We start from the raw sequence: 15,119 nt of genomic DNA on the forward strand, positions 1-15,119 counted from the left end.
GCCTTATCTCATCGCGGCAAGCACTAAGCGAGCTTCGGAATGGGGGACACTTGTGCGACGCACAATAGCCCGCGTTGCGACGATCTCAAAGTGCGCCACGCACAGGTTCGCGCATTGCATTGCCTTGGCGACGGGCGGTGGCATCGGGCACAGTCGCGCGATGCCTCGCATCCTCGCCTTATCCTCACACGTCGCGTTTGGATCCGTCGGCCTCGCCGTCATCGTGCCGGCCCTGCAGTGGCTGGGGCACGAGGTGATCGCCGTGCCGACGGTCGTGCTGTCGAACCAGCCCGGCTATCCCCAAATCGCCGGCGAGGCCGTGCCTGCCCGGCAGATCGAGGCGATGCTCGAGTCAATGGATGCCAACGGCTGGCTCGCCGACACCGCCGCTGTCTTGACCGGCTACCTGCCGAGCCAAGGGCACGTCGCCGTCGCCCGCGCCGCCGTCGAGCGGGTGCGGCGCGCCAACCCGCCGGCGCTCTACCTTTGCGACCCGGTGTTCGGCGACGAACCGGATGGCATCTATCTGCCGGCCGGGACCGCCGCCGCCATCCGCGACGAGCTTCTGCCGCTCGCCAGCATCGCCACGCCCAACCGCTTCGAGCTCGCCTGGCTCACGGGCCTTCCCGTCGGCGACCTCGCCGAAGCCCGCCGCGCCGCCGGCGCACTCGGCGTACCGACGGTGCTCGCCACGTCGATCGACGCCAGCGACAACCGCCTCGCCACCATGCTCGCGAAAGGCGAGGACGCTATCGCCTGCTACGTGCGCCGCCGCTCCTCCGCCCCGCACGGCACCGGCGACCTGCTGTCGGCCATGTTCCTCGGCAACCACCTCAACGCGTTCTCGCTGAGCTACTCGCTCGGTGCGGCCGCCTCCGCCGTCGATGCCACGATTGCCGCCAGCATGGGGCGGAATGAATTGCCGCTCGCCGCGGCCGGTGCTTTATGGGCCAACGCGCGGGTGCTGCCGACAGCGCCGGTGTAAGGCAACACGGGGAGCCGACGGGTGGCGAGCAGGAAACCGATCAAAGCGCGCGTCAGCGGCATCAAGGCATTTTTCGACCACGAAGCCGCAGGCGGTATCGTGCTCGTCATCGCTGCCGTTCTCGGCCTCGTACTGATGAACTCGCCGGCCAGCAGTCTCTACGAGGCGCTGCTTGAAACGCACGTGCCCGTCGGCCTCGCCCCGTTCGCGCTCGACAAGTCGGTGCTCCACTGGATCAACGACGGCCTGATGGCGATCTTCTTCTTTCTCGTCGGGCTCGAAATCAAGCGCGAGCTGGTCGTCGGTGAGCTGTCGACGGTCAAGCAGGCGTCGCTGCCGGCGATTGCCGCGCTCGGCGGCATGCTGGTGCCGGCGCTGATCTATGCGGCGATCAACTGGGGCGATCCGGTCGCGCTGCGCGGCTGGGCGATCCCCGCCGCCACCGACATCGCCTTCGCCATCGGCGTGCTGGCGCTGCTGGGCGACCGCATTCCCACGCCGCTGAAAATCTTCCTTCTTGCGCTGGCGATCATCGACGACCTCGGCGCGATAGTCGTCATCGCGGTGTTCTATACCGCGAGCTTATCGTGGATCGCGCTCGCCCTCGCCGCGCTCGGCATTGCCGCGCTGGCGCTGATCAATCACCGGGGCGTCACGGCCATCTGGCCCTATCTGCTGATCGGCCTGTTCATCTGGGTGTGCGTCATGGAATCCGGCGTGCATGCCACACTGGCCGGCGTCGCGACGGCACTGGCCGTACCGCTCACTCCGGCGCCGGGCCATACGGAAAGCACGCTCGAGCGCTTGGAGCTGGCGATCGGGCCGTGGGTGCGCTTTGGCGTGCTGCCGGTGTTCGCACTCGCCAATGCCGGAGTGCCGCTCGCCGGAACGACGGCCGCGCATGTCGTCGGGGCGATACCGATGGGCATCATCCTTGGCCTGTTGATCGGCAAGCCGGTCGGCATCTTCGCGTTCTCATTCGCGGCGATCAGAGCCGGGCTGGCCACCAAGCCGGACGGCGCAACTTGGCCGCAGATCTTCGGCGTCGCCATCCTCGGCGGCATCGGCTTCACGATGAGCCTGTTCATCGGCATGCTGGCATTCACCGACGTCGAACGCGCCGCCGAAATCCGCATCGGCGTGCTGCTCGGATCGCTGGCGTCGGCGTTTGCCGGCTACGTTTTCCTCAGCTGCGTGACGCCGGCGTCGGCCCCACCCAAGCCCCGGCCCTAGCGGCCTCGCGCGCCGCCTTGATGTTGGCCGGCCGGCGCGCGTGGTACTTGCTCGACAGCTCGTCCCACTCGATCGTCACGCTGCCGCCGGTGGCCGCATACTGCTTGTCCCAGTTGCCGAGCAGGTCGAGGCAAGCATGATCGATGTACTCGAGGTCGCCGATGTGCACCGTCACGTCGGCGCCGGGCTTCAGCTTCTCCAGCTCGGCGGCGAGCTTCGGCAGGCGGATGAGCGTCGCCGCACCCTTGAGATAGATGTCGACCTTGTCGCCGCTCTCCTCTTTGCGCACGTCGAGATGCGAGAAGGCGTAGAGCAGCTTGATGAGCGACAGGCCGAGCCCGACCAGCACGCCCTCGAGCAGGTTCGTCGCCACGATCATGATGATGGTCGCGAAGTAGATGAACACCTCGCCCTTGCCATACTTGAGAAGCGTCGGGACGATCTTCGGGTAGGCGAGTTTGTAGCCGGTGAACACCAGGATCGCCGCCAGCGCCGACAGCGGGATGTACTTCAGCGTGAACGGCAGCGCGGAAACGAACAGCAACAGCCACACGCCGTGCATCACCGCCGACCAGCGCGTCACCGCGCCGGCTTCGACGTTAGCGCCCGAGCGCACGATGACGCCCGTCATCGGCAGCACGCCGAGGAAGCCGCAAATGGTGTTGCCGACGCCCTGCGCCGCGAGCTCGCGGTCGTACTTGGTGCGCGGTCCCTTGTGCATCTGATCGACGGCCGTCGCGCATAGCAGCGTCTCGGCACTGGCGATGAAGGCGATGGAGATGGCGCCGACCAGCACCGGCCACTCCATGATGCGCATCAGCTTTTCGGGCGTCGGGAAGATCGTCTCCGCCCAGATGTTGTCCGGCACGTTGACGTACTTGAGGTCGGTGAAGCCCAAGAGCTGCGCGGCTGCGATGCCGACGATGGCGCCCACCAGCGGCGCCGGGAACAGGCGCCAGCTTTTCGGGGCGAGCGCGCTCCAGCCGAAGATCGTCGCGATGGTCAGGACGCCGATCCCCAGCGCCTGGATGTGCGGGCCGCCCTCGTTGATCGCGTTCATCAGCGACGTCGGGATGCCCATGAGATTCTGGATGCCCGTGCCGATCGGCTTGTAGTCGAGCATCACGTGAAACTGCGAGGCGAGGATCAGCACGCCGATGCCGGCCAGCATGCCGTTGATCACCGCGGGCGAGACGGCGCGGAACCACTGCCCGAGCTTGCACAGGCCGGCGACGAGCTGGATGAGGCCGGCGAAGAGGATGATGACGCCGATCATCTCCAGCCCGAACTGGTCGACGAGCTGCCAAACCAGCACCGAGAGGCCGGCCGCCGGGCCGCTCACCTGCAGCGGCGCGCCGGCGATCATGCCGACGATGATGCCGCCGACGATGCCGGTGATGATGCCCGCCGTGGGGGGCATGCCGGACGCGAGCGAAATGCCCATGCACAGCGGCAGCGCGACCAGGAAGACAACGATCGACGCCAGAAAATCGCGACCGAAAGTCGCCTTCGAAAACGGTGTGTCCATAAGGCTTCCGTCCGCTCGCTGTTCCACCCCTGCCGGCAGATCACGGTTCCCATTGATTGCAAACCGATTTTAGCTATCCCCCAGCGGGGCGGGACGATAGACCTTGAGTTGCAACCCGGCAAGCTGCGCCGCGCGCCATTTCCGCCAACGGTAAGGCGGCACGGTTCGTGACACCGTCAGCTTGGACGATTTGACATCTCCGCACCTGCCGCGAACTCAGGCATTGATCGCCGCCATGAGCAGCTTCCCAGAAAAACTCGCCGACCGTTACCGCCGCTTCCACCACCGGCACTTCCTCCCCAAGGCGGAGGAGTACGAGGAGCTGGCCACCCACGGGCAAAGCCCGGACTCAATGGTCATCTCGTGCTCAGACAGCCGCGTTGACCCAGAGACGATCTTCAGCGCCATGCCGGGCGAGATGTTCGTCGTCCGCAACGTCGCCAACCTTGTTCCGCCCTACGAGACCGGCGGCAAGTTTCACGGCGTCAGCTCGGCGATCGAGTTCGCGGTTTTGAACCTGCGCATCAAGAACCTGATCATCATGGGCCACTCCGGCTGCGGCGGCGTCAAAGCCGCCCTCGACCAGAGCGCCGCGATCCAGACCGAAGCGCAGTTCATCTCCCGTTGGATGTCGATGCTCGATGACGCGCGGCTTAAGGTGCTCGCGGCCCACCAGACGAGCCCGCACCACGAAAAGCTGGCGGCACTCGAGCAGGAAGGCATCAAGAACTCGATCAAGAACCTGCGGACGTTCCCGTTCGTCGCCGATGCCGAGAACCGCGGCAAGCTCTCCCTGCACGGCGCCTACTTCGACATCTCCACGGGCACGCTATCGGTCTTGAACCACTCGCGCGGCGAGTTCTTCCCGCTCTAATTCCGGCCTCACTGTCATCCTCGGGCTTGTCCCGAGGACCCATGGGTCAACAAGATCCGTGCATTATTGTGGGTTGAGCGAGTGCGCAATTCCGCAAGCGAGGGAGCAATCTGTCGGCAGGATACTCGGCATGAAGCCGAGGATGACACTTGGGGGAGTCGCGGCGGCTAATTCGGCGTCGCCGCCGACTTGGCGCGCTCGATGGCCGGCATGAGCTTCGTCGCGATGCTCTCCGCCGACACCGGCCCCACGTGCTTGAACATGATCTCGCCGTTGCCGTTCACCACGAACGTCTCGGGCATTCCATAGACGCCCCATTCGATCGCCCCGCGGCCGCTGGGATCGGCGCCGACGCCTGCGAACGGATTGCCGTAGCGGCCGAGGAAGCGACGCGCCGCAACCGGATCGTCCTTGTAGTTCACGCCCCACAGCGTGACGCCGGTGCGCTTCTGCAGTTCGACCAGCAGCGGCTGCTCCTCGGCGCAGGGCACGCACCACGAGGCCCAGAAATTGACGATGCTCGGCTTGCCGGTGGCGAGCTCGGCGCCGGAGAAGCCCGGTACCGGCCTGCCGGCATCGACGAGGCCCTCGATGGGAACAAACGCGATCGTCGGCGCCCGCTTGCCGATGAGCGCCGACGGCAGCTTCGAAGGATCGCCGGTCTTCAGCGCGAAGGCGAATAGGGCGACCAGCGCGCCAAAGATCAGCACCGGCGCCACCACCCATCCTAAGCCGCGCTTGCGCGGAGGCGAGAGACGCTCGTCTGGGGCCGGCGGCATGGGGATGCTTTCGTTCAGGCGGAGCGGCGTTTGACGCCGCGGGCGGCGAGATCGGCGAGGCGGCGCTCAAGCTGGCGCCCGTCGACGACCAGCCACGCGATGATGGCGCCGATGACCACGGTCACCGCCGCATAGGCCGACCAGATGAAGCTCGCGTGCGGTCCGAGATCCATATGCCTGCTACTCCGCCGCTGCTAGTTGCGTCGACTGTGCGCGCGCCACCTCGGCGAGCTGCAGCGACTTGACCCGCCGCCGCAATATCTCGTTGCGCATGGCCTTCAGGTGCATGGCGACGAACATCAGCGTGAAGCCGATGGCCATCACGAGCAGCGGCACCAAAAGCGCGTTGTCGATGGTCGGACCGCCGGCGCGGATGACGCTCGCCGGCTGGTGCAGCGTGTTGCCGAACTCGACCGAGAACTTGATGATCGGCAGCATGACGATGCCGACGAGCGCGAGGATGGCCGTCAGCTTGGCGGCGAGCGATTCATCTTCGATCGACGAGCGCAGCGCCATAAGGCCCAGGTAGAGGAAGAAGAGGATCAGCACCGAGGTAAGGCGCGCGTCCCACACCCAGTAGGTCCCCCAGGTCGGCCGTCCCCACAGCGAGCCGGTCACCAGCGCCAGGAACGTGAAGGCGGCGCCGAGCGGCACGGCCGCCTTGGCGGAGACGTCGGCCAGCGGATGACGAAACACCAAGAGCCCGAACGACGAGACAGCGACCAACGCGTAGACCGACATCGACAGCCACGCCGAAGGCACGTGGATGTACATGATGCGCGCGGTCTCGCCCTGCAGGCTGTCGGGCGGCGCGGTGAAACCGAGGTAGAGTCCATACGCAATGACCACCGCCGCTGCCGCCGCGATCCACGGCAGGATGCGAGCCGAAAGCTCCATGAAGCGGGTGGGATTGGCGAGGCGTTGGGTCAGGGTCTGCATTGGAATTGATCTAATCTGTCGGACGCTGAAGCGCAAATGAACACGGTGCAGCAGGGAGATAGCCCGCCGGGGTGGTACCGCTCCGCTACTTCCGCCGCGACCATCCACTGCCGCCGTTCACTGCATTTGTACCCGAAGTGCCGCCGCCGCAGCCAACGGGCAAAGCACGATCGACGCAAGTGAAAGCGCGGTAAGGATAAGGAAAGCACTTCCCGATCCAGAGGCGCCCAGCAGGCCGTTGATCGCCGCCATGCCGAACACCAGCGTCGGCACGTAGAGTGGCAGCACCAATAGGGCGATCAGGAGGCCGCCCCGGTAGGCGCGCAGGGTGAGTGCCGCTCCCACTGCCCCGATGAAGCTGACCGCCGGCGTCCCCGCCAGCATGGTGGCGACCAGCAGCGGGTAGGCGCCGATATCGAGGTTGAGCAGGAGCCCAAGCACCGGCGCCATCAGCGCCAGGGGGATGCCGGTCGACAGCCAGTGCGCCAGGGCCTTGGCCGTGACCACGAGCTCCATCGGCAAGCTGCCGGTCGCCAGCACGTCGAGCGTGCCGTCCTCGTAGTCGGACGAGAACACGCGCCCGAGCGACAGGAGCGCCGCGAGCAGCAGGGCGATCCACAGGACTCCCGGCGCGATGCGCGACAAGAGGTTGAGATCGGCGCCGAGTCCGAGCGGCAGCAGCGTCACGACCAGCATGTAGAAGCCGAGCGCCGTGCCAAGCGCTCCGCCCTGGCGGACGCTGAGCAGGAGGTCACGCTTCAAGAGAGCGAGGAATGCGCTCACGCCGCCGCCTCCACCCGCCCCAGGCGGATCGACTGCGCGGCCGCCAGCGCCATCGGCACGTGCGTGGCGATCACCGCCAGGCCGCCGGACGTCAAGTGTGCGTTGATCGCCGCGACCAGCACCTCGACCGATGTCGCATCGAGCGACACCGTCGGCTCATCCAAGAGCCAGAGCGACCGCGGCGCGACGGCGAGCCGGGCGAGCCCGAGACGCCGCTTTTGCCCGGCCGAAAGATACCCCGCCGGGATGTCAGCCAGGGCATCGAGCGAGAATTGCGCCAGCGCCCGCTCGACTCGCGGAGCCACGTTGTCGCCGCCGCCGAGGTAGATCGCCCAAAAGGCGAGGTTCTCCGCCGCCGTCAGGTGCGTCTTGATCCCATCGAGGTGCCCGACAAAGTGGCAGACCTCGCCCGGCTCCACGTCCTCGCCTGCGCCCACCACGCGAACGCTGCCGGCGGTTGGCTTCAGATATCCCGCGAGAGCCCGCAAAAGTGTCGATTTCCCCGAGCCATTCGCGCCGGTGAGCACAATCGCGCTTCCGGCGTCGAGACGCAGCGAAAGCCCGCTGACCACGGGGCGGCCGCCTCGCTCCAAGACGAGATTTTCAGCAATGAGCTGCACGGCTCTTCATCATCCGTGTGGCAGAATGCGCTAGCGAAACGATGGGAAAATCCCGCAAGATGGTCCCCGCAAGAGCGCTGGGCTGGGGCCGGACGCACCTGCGTATACGGCAAGGCTTCCGAAGTCTCCAGCATACCAGCTTAAGCGAGCGACGTCCTCGGCTGCCAGGGTTCTGGCCGCAGGGTTGACGACCGGGGGGTTACGGCCGTCGCAGGCCGTCGACGGCGAATTGAAGGAGACGAATTTTGAAGGACGCGCTGCCGGTGTCGCTGGATAGCTTCAAATGCCGCAAGACCCTCACCGCCGGTGGCAAGACGTACACCTACTATTCGCTGCCCGAGGCGGAGAAGAACGGCCTTAAGGGCATCTCCAGGCTGCCGTTCTCGATGATGGTCATCCTCGAGAACCTGCTGCGCCACGAGGATGGGCGCACCGTCACCAAGACCGACATCGAGAACGTCGCCGCCTGGCTCGCCGACAAGGGCAGTGCCGGCAAGGAGATCGGCTTCCGCCCCGCCCGCGTGCTGATGCAGGATTTCACCGGCGTCCCCGCCGTGGTCGACCTCGCCGCCATGCGCGACGGCATGAAGCTGCTCGGCGGCGACCCGCAGAAGATCAATCCGCTCGTCCCCGTCGACCTCGTCATCGACCATTCCGTCATCGTCGACGACTTCGGCTCGCCGCAGTCCCTCGCCAACAACGTCGAGCTCGAGTACGCGCGCAACGCCGAGCGCTACAACTTCCTCAAATGGGGCCAGGGCGCCTTCGACAACTTCCGCGTCGTGCCGCCCGGCACCGGCATCTGCCACCAGGTGAACCTCGAGTTCCTGGCGCAGACGGTGTGGACGCGCACCTACGCCGACGGCACCGTCCTCGCCTACCCGGATACGCTCGTCGGCACGGACAGCCACACCACCATGGTCAACGGTCTCGCCGTGCTCGGCTGGGGCGTCGGCGGCATCGAGGCGGAAGCCGCCATGCTCGGCCAGGCGCAGTCGATGCTGCTGCCCGAGGTCATCGGCTTCAAGCTGATCGGCAAGGTCAACGAAGGCGTCACCGCCACCGACCTCGTGCTCACCGTCACGCAGATGCTCCGCAAGAAGGGCGTCGTCGGCAAGTTCGTCGAGTTCTATGGCCCCGGCCTCGACTCCATGCCGCTCGCCGATCGCGCCACCATCGCCAACATGGCACCCGAGTACGGCGCCACCTGCGGCTTCTTCCCGATCGATGACGAGACACTGACCTATCTCAAGATCTCCGGCCGCGAAGCCTCTCGCATCACGCTGGTCGAGGAGTACGCCAAGGCACAGGGCATGTTCCGCGCGTCGGGCTCGCCCGATCCCGTGTTCACCGACACGCTCGAGCTCGATCTCGCCTCAGTCGTGCCCTCGATGGCCGGACCGAAGCGCCCCGAGGGCCGCATTGCGCTGACCGACATTGCCGCCGGCTTCGCCAAGGCGCTCGATACCGAATACAAGAAGCCGGGCGAGATTGGCCTGCGCGTGCCTGTGAAGGGCCGCGACTTCGATATCGGCCACGGCGATGTCGTGATCGCCGCGATCACCTCGTGCACCAACACGTCGAACCCCAGCGTGCTCATCGCCGCCGGCCTGTTGGCGAAGAAGGCAGTCGAGAAGGGTCTCAAGTCGATGCCGTGGGTGAAGACCTCGCTGGCGCCAGGCTCGCAGGTCGTCTCCGCCTACCTCGACAAGGCCGGACTGCAGCCCTACCTCGACAAGCTCGGCTTCAACCTCGTCGGTTTCGGTTGCACCACCTGCATCGGCAATTCCGGACCGCTGGCGCCGGAGCTCTCCGCCGCCATCAACGAGAACGGCGTCGTCGCCGCCGCCGTTCTTTCCGGCAACCGCAACTTCGAGGGCCGCGTCAGCCCCGACGTGCAGGCGAACTACCTCGCCTCGCCGCCGCTGGTTGTTGCCTACGCGCTCGCCGGCACGGTGCAGAGGGACCTCTCCAAGGAGCCGCTCGGCGCCGGCAGCGACGGGCAACCGGTCTACTTGAAGGACATCTGGCCGACCTCCAAGGAGATCCAGACGTTCATCCTGGAGAACGTCACGCGCGAGCTGTTCCTCGATCGCTACGCCGACGTGTTCAACGGCGATGCCTCCTGGCGCGCGATCGACAGCGGCTCAGGCCTCACCTACACGTGGGACGACGAGAGCACCTACGTGCGCAACCCGCCCTACTTCGAGGGCATCAGCAAACGCCCGATCGATATCACCGATATCAAGGGCGCGCGCATTCTCGGCCTGTTCGGCGACAAGATCACCACCGACCACATCTCGCCCGCCGGCTCGATCAAGCCGGCCTCGCCCGCCGGCGCCTATCTCCTGGAGCACGACGTCGCCGTCGCCGACTTCAACCAGTACGGCACGCGGCGCGGCAATCATGAAGTCATGATGCGCGGCACGTTCGCCAACATCCGCATCAAGAACCACATGGTCCGCGACGCCGCCGGCAACGTGAAGGAAGGCGGCTGGACCGTGCACTATCCGTCCGCCGACCAGATGCCGATCTACGATGCCGCCATGCGCTACAAGGACGAGGGCGTGCCGCTGGTCGTCTTCGCAGGCGTCGAGTACGGCAACGGCTCCTCGCGCGACTGGGCGGCCAAGGGCACCAACCTCCTGGGCGTGCGCGCCGTCATCGCCCAGTCGTTCGAGCGCATCCACCGCTCCAACCTCGTCGGCATGGGTATCGTCCCCTTCGTGTTCGAGGACGGCACCAGCTGGCCGTCGCTCGGCCTCAAGGGCGACGAGGTGGTGAACATCCCGGGGCTCACAACCATCCAGCCGCGCCAGAAGATGGTGGCGGAAATCACCAGCGCCGACGGCTCGGTTAAGAAGGTGCCGATCATCTGCCGCATCGATACCCTGGACGAGCTCGAGTACTTCAGGAACGGCGGAATCCTGCACTATGTCCTGCGCAACCTGGCGGCAGCCTGAGGGCGGCGGGCGGGGCCGCGCACCGCTGCCTGCTAAACACTCTTTCGTGAGTTCTGTTGTAGCGTTACACCGTGCCCCCTAGTCTTAAAGGGCGGCTCTTTTCGGTGTACTTTGCGCTTATGCGGCTAGCTCCTCTCTTAGCTCTGACGATCGCTCTGCTGATCCCGGCGTCCAGCGTGCCTGCGCAGGATGCACCGGGCATCAATCCGTCGTTCGGGCCGCCGAAGGACGTGCTTGAGCTGTTCACCAGCCAGGGCTGCGACACCTGCCCGCCCGCCGACCAGGTGCTCGCCAAGTTTGCCGCGCGCCCCAACGTCATCGCCATCACCCTGCCCGTCGACATCTGGGACTATCTCGGGTGGAAGGACACGCTCGCCTCCGACAAGAACTCCGAGCGCCAGCGCGCCTACGCCAAGGCGCGCGGCGACGGCGCCATCTACACGCCGCAGGTCGTCGTCAACGGCATGATCGGCGTGAACGGCTCCAACCCCGGCGCCATCGAGGAGGCGATCCAGGTCACCAACGTGGCGCTCAAGGACGCGCGCGTCCCCATTCGCTTCTGGCACGAGCGCAACTCGATCAAGATCGAGGCAGGTGATGCGCCTGCCGGCTTGAAATACAAAGAGGCGACGATCTGGTTCGCGGTGGTGCAGAAGCGCGCCGAGGTGCCGATCGAGCGCGGCGACAACAAGGGCAAGACGCTCACCTACACCAACATCGTGCGCGAGATGCTCCCCGTGGGCTCGTGGAACGGCAAGGCGATGAGCCTGCAGCTCGCCCGCACCGCCGTCATGCGTCCCGAGACCGAGGCCGCCATCATCCTGCTGCAGGAGGGCAAAGCCGGCCCCATCATCGGCGCCGCCTGGACGGGGCTTTGGTAAGTCGCATTAGTGCACTCGGTGCACACGTCGAATTTATATGTTCAAAAACATCGATTTCTTGAACACGTATTGTGGACGTGTTCATTGTCTGCACATATCATCTCGATATGGTCAAAAACTCAAAGAATTTGAACACGTCTGGATTTGCCCCGACGGCACCCTACAATGCACTGCCTGCGCTGCCGGGCCGCCAAGCTCTGGAAACAGTGCCGGTCTTGCGCAAATGCGTCACTGCCAGCCGAGCCTTGGCAGGCCTCAAGGAAGCCGCACACCTCATCCCCAACCAAGATGTGCTTATTAACTCAATCCCATTGCGTGAGGCCCGCGACAGCTCCGCAATCGAGAATATCGTCACGACTAACGATACCTTGTTCAAGTACGCGAACATCGACCCGGAAAAGGCCGACGACGCCACTAAGGAAGCATTGCGTTACCGCACGGCCCTAATGCAGGGATTCAAGGACGTCCAGCAAAGGCCCCTCAGCACCAGCACGGCCGTCCTAGTCTGTCGCGCCATAAAAAATGTAGAGCTCGACGTTCGACAAGTTCCAGGCACTGCGCTCGCACACCAGCCAAGCGGCAAGGTCATCTACACGCCGCCCGAGGGGCAAGCGTTACTGCGTGAGAAGCTCACCGACTGGGAGCGCTTTCTACACACCGAAGATGATCTCGACCCAATAATCCGCATGGCTGCTGCTCACTACCAGTTTGAGGCCATCCATCCATTCACCGATGGAAACGGCCGAACCGGACGCGTACTCAACACGCTCTACCTGATAGATAAGAAGCTCCTCGACCTCCCGATCCTCTACTTGAGCCGCTACATCAACGAGCATCGCAGCGAATACTATGATCGCCTGCTAGCCGTGACCACCTCTGGCGCATGGGAGAGTTGGCTGCTTTATATGCTCACCGCCGTCGAGGAAACTTCCCTATGGACCACCGCAAAGATTCGCGCCGTACGCGACTTGATGGATGGAACCGTCGCGTACGTCAGCGCTGCCTCGCCTAAAGTCTATAGCCGCGAGCTAGTTGAGGTGATCTTCACGCAGCCCTATAGCCGCATTGCCGATGTCGTTGACGCAGGAATTGCAAACCGAGCGACGGCATCGAAATACTTGAAGGAGCTAGCCGCAAAGGGATTACTGGAGGAGCGGAAAGAGGGACGTGAGAACATCTACGTCAATGTGCGCTTCCTGGACCTTCTCACGTCCGACAGAAATAGCTTTAAGAAGTTCTCCTAACCCGCCAACCCGCGCTTCTTGAGAAGCCCGCTGATCTCCGGCGGCCGGCCGCGGAAGGCGACGTAGGCCTCCAGTGGATCGCGCTGATTGCCGCCCGAGTAGATGAACTTGTGCAGCTTCTTCGCCGTCGCGGAATCGAACGCGTTGCCCGTCTCCTCGAAGGCGGCGAAGGCGTCGGCGTCCATCACCTCCGACCACAGGTAGCTGTAGTAGCCTGCCGCATAGCCGCCCATGATGTGCAGGAAGTGCGGGATGCGATGGCGCATGACGATCTCGCGCGGCATGCCGAGCCGGTCGAGCGTCCCGCGCTCGAACGCGTCGACGTCGAGCGGGCCTGTATCCTCCAGAGCATGCAGCTCCATGTCGACGAACGCCGACGCCAGGTATTCGATGGTCGAGAATCCCTGATTGAAGTTGCGCGCCTTCTTGATGCGCTTCAGGAGCGCCGCCGGCATCGGCTTGCCCGTCTCGTGGTGCACGGCGAACTTCTCCAGCACCTCCGGCACCATCAGCCAGTGCTCGTAGAGCTGCGAGGGCAGCTCGACGAAGTCGCGCGTCACCGACGTGCCCGATATCGACGGGTAGGTCACGTCCGACAGCAGACCATGCAGGCCGTGCCCGAACTCGTGGAAGAGCGTGCGCGCGTCGTCGAGCGATAGCAGGCTCGGCTGGCCCTCCTCGCCCCTGGCGAAGTTCATCACGTTGACGATGATCGGCGACACTTCGCCTGCCACCTTCGACTGCGAGCGGAACGCCGACATCCACGCGCCCGAGCGCTTGGACGGCCGCGCGAAATAATCGCCAAGGAACAGGCCGACGTGCTCGCCGCGCTTGGTCGTCACCTCCCACACGCGCACATCGTCGTGGTAGCGCGGCGCGTCCGGCAGCTCCTTGAACTTCAGCCCGAACAACCGCGTCGCCGTTTCGAACGCGGCGGCGATGACGTTGTCGAGCGTCAGATACGGGCGCGTCGATGCCTCGTCGACATCGTACAGCGCCTTGCGCTCCTTCTCGGCGTAGTAGCGCCAGTCCCACGGCGCGATGGAGAAGTTGCCACCCTCCGCGCGCGCCCGCGCCTGCAGCGCATCGCGCTCGCCGGTGGCGCGGCGCACCGCCGGCTCCCACACCTTGGCGAGCAGGTCGCGCACGCTGCCCGGCGTCTTGGCCATCGTCTCTTCGAGGCTGTAGTCGGCGTAGCTCTTGAAACCGAGCAGCCCCGCATACTCCGCACGCAGCGCGATGATCTCGGAGGTGATGGCGCGATTGTCGGTCGCCTCGCCCATTTGCCCGCGCTTGGTCCAGGCGTTGAACGCTTCCTCGCGCAGGTCGCGGCGCGCCGAGAACTGCAGGAACGGCTCGATCGACGAGCGCGACAGGGTGATGACGTACTTGCCGTCGAGGCCCTGATCGGTAGCAACGCGCGCGGCTGAGTCGCGCAGCGCCTCGGGCAGGCCGTCGAGGTCGCGCTCAGTCAGCACCAGGCGCCAGGACTGCTCGTCCTTCAGAACGTTCTGGGAGAACTGAGTGGCGAGCGTCGCCAGCCGCTGGTTGATCGCGGCGACGCGCGTTTTCTGCTTGGCGCCGAGCTTAGCGCCGGCGCGCACCAACCACTTGTAGCGTAGCTCCAGAACGCGGCGCTGCTCGTCGGTAAGGTCGAGGTCGTCGCGGCGCTCGTAGAGATCCTCGACGCGCTTGAACATGCGGCCGTTGAGCATGATCGCCGTCTCGTGCGCGGCGAGCTTCGGCGCCATGTCGCGCTCGATCGCCTGCAGCGCGTCGCTCGTGTGAGCGCCGGTGAGATTGTAGAAGACGGACGCGACCTTCTCGAGCAGCCGGCCACTCTTCTCAAGCGCCACGACGGTGTTGTTGAAGGTCGGCTTCGCCGTTTCGGCGGCGATATGCGCGATCTCCGCCTTGTGCTCCTTCAGGGCCGCGGCGAATGCCGCCTTGTAGTGCTGCGGCTCGATCTTCTTGAACGGCGGCAGGCCGAAGGCGCTGCCCCATCGAGCCAGCAGCGGATTGGCAGGTTTGGCGCCCGCCGTCGCCTTGCGCGTTGCAGTCTTCGTCTTCGCCTTCGCGACCTTCTTCGCCACGTCGCTCGCTCCGTTCGCGGTTCGGTTTCGCTGCGCACGTTAGACATGGGCGCGCCCGCGTCCAAGAGCGCGCAAGCGTCGCAATAGCGGATGCGCAAAAAAAGAGGGCCGGTGGGGGACCGGCCCATGACGAATTTGGGGGGAGATAAATACTACTGGGAGTCTGCCTTAAAACCCGGTCCTCGGAACTGCCCAGG

Annotated in this window: 13 protein-coding genes; 6 read left to right on the forward strand and 7 right to left on the reverse strand. The window is 65.3% G+C overall.

Features of this window, described 5'->3' with window-relative positions:
- The first annotated feature begins 160 nt into the window (after positions 1-160).
- Both pdxY and nhaA read left to right on the forward strand, forming a co-directional pair.
- Complete coding sequence (pdxY, locus tag GIW81_RS11275; RefSeq protein ID WP_154739276.1) at positions 161-985, forward strand: pyridoxal kinase; 825 nt, start codon at positions 161-163, stop codon at positions 983-985.
- Positions 986-1,006: 21 nt separating this feature from the next.
- Positions 1,007-2,218, forward strand: coding sequence for a Na+/H+ antiporter NhaA (nhaA, locus tag GIW81_RS11280; protein WP_324614980.1), 1,212 nt, complete (start codon positions 1,007-1,009; stop codon positions 2,216-2,218).
- On the opposite strand, the gene GIW81_RS11285 is transcribed toward nhaA, so the two are convergent.
- Positions 2,172-3,746, reverse strand: coding sequence for a SulP family inorganic anion transporter (locus GIW81_RS11285; RefSeq protein ID WP_154739277.1), 1,575 nt, complete (start codon positions 3,744-3,746; stop codon positions 2,172-2,174). The two genes, nhaA and GIW81_RS11285, sit on opposite strands and share 47 nt — an antisense overlap.
- 235 nt (positions 3,747-3,981) lie before the next feature.
- Here GIW81_RS11285 and GIW81_RS11290 point away from each other — a divergent pair, with 235 nt between their 5' ends.
- Positions 3,982-4,620 carry a carbonic anhydrase gene (locus GIW81_RS11290; protein ID WP_154739278.1) on the forward strand — a complete coding sequence of 213 codons (639 nt, stop codon included), beginning with the start codon at positions 3,982-3,984 and terminating at the stop codon, positions 4,618-4,620.
- Between the two features lie 167 nt (positions 4,621-4,787).
- On the opposite strand, the gene GIW81_RS11295 is transcribed toward GIW81_RS11290, so the two are convergent.
- From GIW81_RS11295 to ccmA, 5 genes are all read right to left on the reverse strand, one after another.
- A complete protein-coding gene (locus GIW81_RS11295; RefSeq protein ID WP_154739279.1) occupies positions 4,788-5,399 on the reverse strand; it encodes a DsbE family thiol:disulfide interchange protein in 612 nt (203 codons plus the stop codon).
- Positions 5,400-5,413: 14 nt separating this feature from the next.
- Positions 5,414-5,572: a heme exporter protein CcmD gene (gene ccmD, locus GIW81_RS11300; RefSeq protein WP_154739280.1), complete on the reverse strand. Its 159-nt coding sequence runs from the start codon at positions 5,570-5,572 to the stop codon at positions 5,414-5,416.
- 7 nt (positions 5,573-5,579) lie between these two features.
- Positions 5,580-6,338: a heme ABC transporter permease gene (locus tag GIW81_RS11305; RefSeq protein ID WP_154739281.1), complete on the reverse strand. Its 759-nt coding sequence runs from the start codon at positions 6,336-6,338 to the stop codon at positions 5,580-5,582.
- Positions 6,339-6,455: 117 nt separating this feature from the next.
- Positions 6,456-7,121 carry a heme exporter protein CcmB gene (gene ccmB / locus GIW81_RS11310; protein ID WP_324614981.1) on the reverse strand — a complete coding sequence of 222 codons (666 nt, stop codon included), beginning with the start codon at positions 7,119-7,121 and terminating at the stop codon, positions 6,456-6,458.
- A complete protein-coding gene (ccmA, locus tag GIW81_RS11315) occupies positions 7,118-7,741 on the reverse strand; it encodes a heme ABC exporter ATP-binding protein CcmA (RefSeq protein ID WP_324614982.1) in 624 nt (207 codons plus the stop codon). Before ccmA ends, ccmB begins: the two co-directional genes overlap by 4 nt.
- 257 nt (positions 7,742-7,998) lie before the next feature.
- On the opposite strand from ccmA, the gene acnA reads away from it, so the two are divergent.
- From acnA to fic, 3 genes are all read left to right on the forward strand, one after another.
- Positions 7,999-10,704 carry an aconitate hydratase AcnA gene (gene acnA, locus GIW81_RS11320; RefSeq protein ID WP_154739655.1) on the forward strand — a complete coding sequence of 902 codons (2,706 nt, stop codon included), beginning with the start codon at positions 7,999-8,001 and terminating at the stop codon, positions 10,702-10,704.
- Positions 10,705-10,880: 176 nt separating this feature from the next.
- Positions 10,881-11,585 (forward strand): DUF1223 domain-containing protein, encoded by a 705-nt coding sequence (locus GIW81_RS11325; RefSeq protein ID WP_324614983.1) that lies wholly within the window; start codon positions 10,881-10,883, stop codon positions 11,583-11,585.
- Between the two features lie 71 nt (positions 11,586-11,656).
- Positions 11,657-12,829 (forward strand): protein adenylyltransferase Fic, encoded by a 1,173-nt coding sequence (fic, locus tag GIW81_RS11330; RefSeq protein ID WP_324614984.1) that lies wholly within the window; start codon positions 11,657-11,659, stop codon positions 12,827-12,829.
- On the opposite strand, the gene GIW81_RS11335 is transcribed toward fic, so the two are convergent.
- A complete protein-coding gene (locus tag GIW81_RS11335; protein ID WP_407658180.1) occupies positions 12,826-14,922 on the reverse strand; it encodes a M3 family metallopeptidase in 2,097 nt (698 codons plus the stop codon). The genes fic and GIW81_RS11335 overlap by 4 nt on opposite strands.
- Positions 14,923-15,119 lie beyond the last annotated feature (197 nt).

This window comes from Hyphomicrobium album, assembly GCF_009708035.1.
Lineage (GTDB): Bacteria > Pseudomonadota > Alphaproteobacteria > Rhizobiales > Hyphomicrobiaceae > Hyphomicrobium_A > Hyphomicrobium_A album.